Raw genomic sequence first — 6,540 nt, forward strand, 5'->3', positions numbered from 1 at the left:
TGGCCGACCGCGGGACGACGGTACGGACGACCGGCATGCTAGGGTCGGACCGGGTCGGGTCGGACCGGGTCGGGCCGGGTCGTGTCGGGTCGTGTCGTGTCGGGTCGGCAGCCGCCGGGACGAGCGGCATCAGCAAGGGCGGAGACGATGAAGCGTGACGACTTGGCGGCGGAGATCATGGCCGAGCCGGCGGCCGAGTTCGACCTGCGGCGCCTGCGCCGCCCGAAGAAGGCCGAGCTGATCGCCGACGAGATCCGTCGCTGGATCGTGCGCCGGCAGCTCACCCCCGGCGACCGCCTGCCCAACGAGCGCGAGATGATCGGCCAGCTGCGCAGCAGCCGCGGCACCGTGCGCGAGGCGCTGAAGATCCTCGAGGCACAGGGCCTCGTCGAGATCACGCCCGGCGCCAACGGCGGCGCCCGGGTCGCCAGCATCGCCTACGAGAGCGCCAGCTACCAGCTGAAGAACTTCTTCTATTTCCAGACGCTGTCGTGGCAGCAGGTCTACGCCTTCCGCCTGGAGGTGGAGCCGCGCACCGCCGCCCTGGCCACGCCCTTCCTGACGGCCGCCGACTTCGAGGCGCTCGAGTCGACCATCGAGCGCTGCCGCAGCGGCCAGCAGGGGGCGCTGCCGGAGGCGGAGCATCGCCGGGAGGAGGCGCGCTTCCACTACATAATCGCGAACCGCTGCCCAAACCCGATGCTGCGTTTCGCCAGCCATTTCGTGAACGACATTCTCGCCGACTTCGTGCGCTACCGGAACGTGATCGGCGAGGAAAGCGGCAGCTTCGGCGAGGAGTGCGTCTGCGCCCACGAGCAGATCATCAAGCGGCTGCGGACGCGCGACGTGCAGGGGGTGCTCGAGCTGATGGAGGTGCATATCCGGGCGCTGGGCGACTTCCTGAGCCACCGCGAGCAGATCGTCGCCCCGGACCTGCTGATGGCGCCGCGCGACACCGGGGCGGGCCGCCTCGCCTGGGCGGGCCGGGGATCCGAGCTTGCGGGCGAGGCGCTTCAGGCGACCGGCTCGTCGCGGCGCTGACGCGCCCGCGGTTTGCGTCCGGCTACTGGTCGGCCCTCTCGATCCGTCCGCCGGCCTTGCCCTCCGCGCGCTCGGCCAGCAGGTGGTCGAGCCAGTCGGGGTCCATCTCGGGCACCGAGGAGAGCAGCAGCTCGGTGTAGTCGTGGTGCGGCGGCGTGAACATCTGCGTCTTCGGGCCCGACTCGACGACCTCGCCCTGCAGCATCACGACGACCTCGTCGGCGATCGCCTTCACGGTCGCCAGGTCGTGGGTGATGAACATGTAGGCGAGGCCGAACTCGCCCTGCAGGCGGTCGAGCAGCTTCAGGATGCCCTCGGCGACCAGCTGGTCGAGGGCCGAGGTGACCTCGTCGCAGATGATCACGGAGGGCTCGGCGGCCAGCGCGCGGGCGATGCAGATGCGCTGCTTCTGGCCGCCCGACAGCTCGCTCGGCACGCGGTCGATGTAGTCGTCGGGCTCCAGCTCGATCAGCGACAGCAGCTCGCGCACGCGCTCCTCGCGCTGGTGCCGGTTCATGCCGAGATAGAACTTCAGCGGCCGCCCGATGACGTCGCGCACCCGCTGCTTCGGGTTCAGCGCGGTGTCGGCCATCTGGTAGATCATCTGGACGGCCTTGAGCTGATCCTTGCTGCGGCTGGTGAAGCGCGGCGGCAGGGGCTCGCCCTTGTAGAGCACGCGGCCCTCGAGCGGTGGCAGCAGGCCGGTGATGACCCTGGCCGTGGTGCTTTTGCCGCTGCCCGATTCGCCGACCACGGCGACCGTGCGCTGGCGGTGAATCTCGAAGGAGACGTCGTGCAGCACCCGGGTCTTGCCGTAGGCGGCGGTGACGTGCTCGACCGCCAGGATCGGCGTCTCGCCCGCGGGGCGCGCCTTCTCCTCGGAGCGGAAGGCGCGCACCGCCCAGAGCGACTTCGTGTAGTCCTCCTGAGGGTCCGACAGCATCCGGCGGGTCTCGGCTTCCTCGACCAGCTCGCCGTTGCGCAGCACCATGACGCGGTCGGCCATCTGGGCGACCACTGCGAGGTCGTGGGTGATGTAGATCGCCGCGGTGTCGAACTGCCGGACGATGTCGCGGATCGCCGCCAGCACCTCGATCTGGGTGGTCACGTCGAGCGCGGTGGTCGGCTCGTCGAAGACGATCAGGTCGGGCCGGCAGGCCATGGCCATGGCGGTCATGGCGCGCTGCAACTGGCCGCCGGAGACCTGGTGCGGGTAGCGGAAGCCGATCTCCTCGGGGTTCGGCAGGCGCAGGCGGCGATAGAGCTCGACGGCGTCCTTCTCGCTCTCGGCGCGGCCGGCGATGCCGTGCTGCATCGGCGTCTCGCTGTACTGGTCGATCAGCTTGTGCGCCGGGTTGAAGGCCGCCGCCGCCGACTGGGCGACGTAGGCGATGCGGCTGCCGCGCAGGCGCCGCCGCCGCTTGATGTCGGCGGTGACGAGGTCGAGGCCGTCGAACTCGACCGAGCCGCCGCTGATCCGGCAACCGTCGCGCGCGAAGCCCATGGCGGCCAGGCCGATGGTCGACTTGCCGGCGCCCGACTCGCCGATCAGGCCCAGCACCTCGCCGCGGTGCAGGTCGAGGTCGATGCCCTTGACGATCTCGCTCCAGCTGTCGCCGGTGCGTCCCTCGATGCGCAGGCCGCGGATCTTGAGCAGCAGCCCGCCGCGCTCGCCGTCCGGCTTCTCCTGGGGGTCGCTCATGTCTTCAATCCGCTGGACTTGTGCAGGAACCAGTCGACCACGAAGTTGACGCCGACGGTCAGCAGCGCGATGGCGGCGGCCGGAATCAGGGGCGTGATGTCGCCGAAGGTGATCAGGGTCGCGTTCTCGCGCACCATGGAGCCCCAGTCGGCGGTCGGCGGCTGCAGGCCGAGGCCCAGGAACGACAGCGCCGAGATGAACAGGAAGACGAAGCAGAAGCGCAGGCCGAACTCCGCGACCAGTGGCGGCAGCGCGTTGGGCAGGATCTCGCAGCCGATGACCCAGGGCAGACGCTCGCCGCGCAGCCGCGCGACCTCGACGAAGTCCATCACCTCGATGTTGACCGCCACCGCCCGGGTCAGCCGGTAGACGCGGGTCGCCTCCAGCACCGAGATGACGCCGACCAGCGCGGCGACCGAGGTACCGGTGATGGTCAGGACCAGCAGCGCGAAGATCAGCGCCGGGATCGCCATCAGCACGTCGACCAGGCGGCTGAGCAGCTGGTCGGTCCAGCCGCGCAGCGTCGCCGCCAGCAGCCCGGTCAGGCAGCCGAGCAGGAAGGCGAGGCAGGTCGTCAGGAAGGCGATGCCGACCGTGTTGCGCGCGCCGTAGATCAGCCGGCTGAGCACGTCGCGGCCCAGGTTGTCGGTGCCGAGCAGGTACTCGTCGGACCAGGGCAGGAACTGCGCGCCGACGATCTGGGTCTCGCCGTAGGGCGCGATCAGCGGCGCCAGCAGCGCGACCAGGACGTAGGTCACGACCACCAGCAGCCCGAACAGCGCGGTCGGCGGTGCGCTGCGCAGCAGCTTCAGGGTGGCTTCCATCCTCGGCTTCCTGGCTCCCGGATCAGCGCGCGTGCAGCAGACGCGGGTTGGTGAGGATCGACAGCACGTCGGCGGTCAGGTTCAGCAGCACGTAGGTCGCGGCGAAGATCAGCGAGCAGGCCTGGACCACCGTGATGTCGCGCTTGGAGACCGAGTCGACCATCAGCTGGCCGAGCCCGGGATAGACGAAGACGACCTCGACCACGACCACGCCCACGACCAGGTAGGCGAGGTTGAGCGCGACCACGTTGATGATCGGCGCCAGCGCGTTGGGCAGGGCGTGGCGCAGGATCACCCGGCGCGGCGAGAGGCCCTTGAGGCGCGCCATCTCGATGTAGGGGCTGGCCATCAGGTTGATGATCGCCGCGCGGGTCATGCGCATCATGTGGGCGACGACCACCAGGGTCAGGGTCAGGGCCGGCAGGATCGAGCGGTAGATCCGATCGAACAGGTCGGTGGCCGGGCCGATGTTGGAGATGCTCGGGAACCAGTTGATCTGCACCGCCAGGAACAGGATCAGGATGTAGGCGATGAAGAACTCGGGCACCGACACCGAGGTCAGGGCGAAGACGTTGATGCCGCGGTCGAAGGGGGTGTTGCGATAGAGCGCGGCCAGAATGCCCAGCGTCAGCGCCAGCGGCACCGAGATCAGCGCCGCCAGCCCGGCCAGGAACAGGGTGTTGCCGAGCCGCCCGGCGATCAGGCCGGAGATCTCCCGGTCGTTGGCGAGGCTGCGGCCGAAGTCGCCCTGGGCGATGCCGCCGAGCCACTCCAGGTAGCGGATGTGGGCCGGCAGGTCGAGGCCGAGCTGCTTGCGGAAGGCCGCGACCGTCTCGGGTGTCGCCGACTGCCCGAGCAGCTCCTGGGCCAAGTCGCCCGGCAGCATTTCGACGCTGAGGAAGATGATCAGCGAGACGAAGAACAGGGTCAGGAGGCCCAGCGCCAGGCGCTGGGCCACCATCACCAGGATCTTACCCATGGCCGGGCCGGTCGCGCGCTGCCGACCCGCTCAGGTGAACCACCAGCGCTCGGTGACGCGCAGGCCGTCGAGCGCGTAGTTGCCGGCGACCTCGTCGTGGCCGAGGCGGTCGCTGGCGGCGTCGACGTAGCTGGCGAACAGCGGCACGATGGTGCCGCCCTCGTCGCGCACGATCATCTGCATCTCGCGGTAGAGCTCCGCGCGCTTGTCCTCGTCGAGCAGGGCGCGCGCCTCGACCAGCAGCCTGTTGAAGCGCTCGTTGTCCCAGTAGGCGTCGTTCCACGGCACGCCCGCCGCATAGGCCGTCGTGAACATCAGGTCGGCTGTCGGGCGGCCGCCCCAGTAGCACATGACGAAGGGCTTCTTCAGCCAGACGTTGGACCAGTAGCCGTCGTTCGGCTCGCGCACCACCTCGACCTCGATGCCGGCGGCGCGCGCCGACTCCTGGAACAGCACGGCGGCCTCGACGGCGCCGGCGAAGGCGGCGTCGGCGGCGCTGAGCTGGACCTTGAGCGTGTCGTAGCCGGCCTGCTTCAGGAAGTGCTTGGCGCGGTCGGGGTCGTAGGTCCGCTGCTCGATATCGGGGGCGACGAAGCTCGTCGCCGGCCCGATCGGATGGTCGTTGCCGACCCGGCCGTAGCCCTGCAGGATCTTGCTCAGCAGTTCCTCGCGGTTGATCGCGTGCTTGAGCGCGAGGCGAACGTTGTTGTCCGTGTAGGGCTCCTGCGTCGTGATCATCGGCATGGTGTAGTGCTGGTTGCCGACCGTCTCGGTGATGATGATGCCCGGGCGCCGCGCCAGCAGGTTGACCGTCTTCAGGTCGACCCGCTCCATCATGTCGACCTCGCCGGTCGAGATGGCGTTGGTCCGCGCCGCCGGGTCGACGATCGCCAGCAGCTCGACCGAATCGAAGTGGGCGCGATCTTCCTTGAAGTAGTTCGGGTTGCGCTCCGCGCTGGCGCGCACGCCCGGCTCGAAGTTCTTCAGGACATAGGCGCCCGTGCCGTCGCCCGAGGTGGCGTCCACCTTGCCGTCCTTCGAGGGCAGGATGCAGAGGTGGTAGTCGGACATGTAGAAGGGGAAGTCGGCGTTGCCGGCGCTCAGCTCGAAGACGACCTTGTCGGGCCCGTCGGCCTTGATCGATGCGATCGAATCGACCAGCGGCTTGGCCGCCGAGGTCGAGTCCTCGCGGCGGTGATGCTCGACGGAGGCGATGACGTCCTCCGGAGTCATGGTCTTGCCGCTGTGGAAGGTGACGTCCTTGCGCAGGGTGAAGGTCCAGGTCTTGGCGCCGTCACCGCCCTCCCAGCTCTCGGCCAGCTCGGGGCCGATGCTGGCGTCGCCCTTCACTTCGGTCAGGGTGTTGCGCAGCGTGCCGTAGCCGAGCACCTGGTTGAAGGTGCTGTCGAAGGTCGCCGGGTCGAGCGAATCGGTGGTCGAGCCGCTGCCCAGGGCGAGGCGGAAGTTGCCGCCCCTCTTGGGCTGCGCCCGCGCGGTCTTGCTCCACAGCGAGGAGGCCGCGCCGACGGTGACGCCGAGCGCCAGGGCGCCGGTCATGAAGCCGCGGCGGTCGACCTGGCCGGAGCGCGCGAGCTCGCCCAAAAGCTTGATCTTATCCATTGAGATTCGTTGCTCCCTGTTTCTTCCTGTTGGGTCGGTCGATCGCGGAGAACGCGACCGTCGCCGCGACGTTTTCCCAGCCGCGCGGCCCGACGTATTGCAGTGCATTGTCGCTGAAGCGGCCCCCCTTGCCAACCTTCCGCTCCCGCCCGGGCCCCGGTTTGCCGCAGCGCAACAGGCTGCGGCCGCCTTCCGGTTGTGGGCTCCCGGCAGGTTTTCTCCCGCTGCCGCCCGCAGCCGGCCGGCTGCCCCAGTCTCCACTCTCCCGCATGACGGGCGCTGCCGAGAAAGCGGCGTGTCCTGGCCTGTTCGGGGCGCCCTACAGGCCGGCCCGGAAACGCAAGCGGCCCGCGATCCGGTCGGGATCGCGGGCC

The 6,540-nt window shown here is 69.4% G+C and carries 5 protein-coding genes; 1 reads left to right on the forward strand and 4 read right to left on the reverse strand.

What is annotated here, in order from left to right; genetic code table 11:
• Positions 1-147 precede the first annotated feature (147 nt).
• The gene (locus tag WD341_RS10380) at positions 148-1,041 is read left to right on the forward strand and encodes a FadR/GntR family transcriptional regulator (protein WP_368425378.1); all 894 of its coding nucleotides are present in this window, start codon (positions 148-150) and stop codon (positions 1,039-1,041) included.
• Between the two features lie 22 nt (positions 1,042-1,063).
• Here the strand turns inward: WD341_RS10380 and WD341_RS10385 are convergent, their stop codons facing one another.
• From WD341_RS10385 to WD341_RS10400, 4 genes are read right to left on the reverse strand one after another with little or no spacing between them, the layout of a single operon-like run.
• The gene (locus WD341_RS10385) at positions 1,064-2,743 is read right to left on the reverse strand and encodes an ABC transporter ATP-binding protein (protein ID WP_368425379.1); all 1,680 of its coding nucleotides are present in this window, start codon (positions 2,741-2,743) and stop codon (positions 1,064-1,066) included.
• Positions 2,740-3,567 (reverse strand): ABC transporter permease, encoded by an 828-nt coding sequence (locus tag WD341_RS10390; RefSeq protein WP_368425380.1) that lies wholly within the window; start codon positions 3,565-3,567, stop codon positions 2,740-2,742. The genes WD341_RS10385 and WD341_RS10390 overlap by 4 nt, the downstream gene beginning before the upstream one ends.
• Positions 3,568-3,589: 22 nt before the next feature.
• Positions 3,590-4,546 (reverse strand): ABC transporter permease, encoded by a 957-nt coding sequence (locus WD341_RS10395; protein WP_368425381.1) that lies wholly within the window; start codon positions 4,544-4,546, stop codon positions 3,590-3,592.
• A 30-nt stretch (positions 4,547-4,576) separates the two neighbouring features.
• On the reverse strand, positions 4,577-6,166 hold the full coding sequence (locus WD341_RS10400; RefSeq protein WP_368425382.1) for an ABC transporter substrate-binding protein: 1,590 nt from the start codon (positions 6,164-6,166) through the stop codon (positions 4,577-4,579).
• Between the last annotated feature and the right edge of the window lie 374 nt (positions 6,167-6,540).

Origin of the sequence: Tistlia sp. (genome assembly GCF_040905785.1) — a bacterium.
GTDB lineage: Bacteria > Pseudomonadota > Alphaproteobacteria > Kiloniellales > DSM-21159 > Tistlia.